Annotated in this window: 1 protein-coding gene; it reads left to right on the top strand. The window is 62.5% G+C overall.

Features of this window, described 5'->3' with window-relative positions; all coding sequences use genetic code 11:
* Nucleotides 1–501: MFS transporter (locus tag ABB27_RS18930; protein WP_152984699.1), on the top strand; the 501-nt coding region annotated here is incomplete at both ends.

Below are 501 nucleotides of genomic sequence, written 5' to 3' on the forward strand. Positions count from 1 at the left end.
TGGCGGCACGGTGGCGTTCTACACCTATTCGGTGAACGGGCCGAAGATGATCCAGAGCGCGTTTGCCGGCGATGACGTGATGACCGGCACGCTGATCAACCTCGGCGTACTGACCTTCCTGATGCTGTTGCAGCCGGTCGGCGGTTGGTTGTCGGATATCGTCGGGCGCAAGAGCCTGCTGGTTTTCTTCGGCGTCGGCGGCGTGCTCTACAGCTGGTACATGATCACCGCGTTGCCGCAGCAGCATGATGCGCTCAAGGCCTTCCTGGTGCTGGCAATCGGTTTCGTCATCCTCACCGGCTACACCTCGATCAACGCCGTGGTGAAAGCCGAGCTGTTCCCCACCCATGTGCGCGCCCTGGGCGTGGGCTTTGGCTATGCGATGGCCAACTCGCTGTTTGGCGGCACCGCGCCGCTGCTCTACCAGGGCGCACTGAAAACCGGCCACGTGGATACGTTTGCCATCTACGTGACCGCGGTGATCGCGGTGTCGCTGGTGGT

This window comes from Stenotrophomonas terrae (assembly GCF_001431465.1).
GTDB lineage: Bacteria > Pseudomonadota > Gammaproteobacteria > Xanthomonadales > Xanthomonadaceae > Stenotrophomonas > Stenotrophomonas terrae.